1 pseudogene is annotated in these 533 nt (G+C 62.9%); it reads left to right on the forward strand.

Going from position 1 to position 533, the window contains the following annotated elements:
- Positions 1 to 533 (forward strand): annotated as a pseudogene (locus J5M72_RS28735) (Ig-like domain repeat protein); the annotation flags it as partial.

Consider the following 533-nt stretch of genomic DNA (forward strand, 5'->3'; position numbering starts at 1 on the left):
ATCACCAATGCCCAGGATTCCAAAGGCACCGTGATTCCAGATGGCGGCACCACCGTCGACACAACCGTGAAACTGACAGGCACCGCCAGCAAGGGCCAGCAGGTGGAGATCCTCGACGGGGCCGTCAGCAAAGGGAACGCCACAGCGGACCCATCCACCGGCATCTGGACCAAAGACCTTACGGGGTTGAGCGTGGCAGCGCACAGCTTCACCGCCAAAGCACTGTACGGCGCGGGCCAGACTTCAGGGGCACGGACACTGACCGTGACTGCGACGGTTGCACCCACCATCACCAATGCCCAGGATTCCAAAGGCACCGTGATTCCAGATGGCGGCACCACCGTCGACACAACCGTGAAACTGACAGGCACCGCCAGCAAGGGCCAGCAGGTGGAGATCCTCGACGGGGCCGTCAGCAAAGGGAACGCCACAGCGGACCCATCCACCGGCATCTGGACCAAAGACCTTACGGGGTTGAGCGTGGCAGCGCACAGCTTCACCGCCAAAGCACTGTACGGCGCGGGCCAGACTTC

Source organism: Pseudomonas sp. 58(2021), from assembly GCF_017491585.1.
Classification (GTDB): domain Bacteria; phylum Pseudomonadota; class Gammaproteobacteria; order Pseudomonadales; family Pseudomonadaceae; genus Aquipseudomonas; species Aquipseudomonas fluorescens_BT.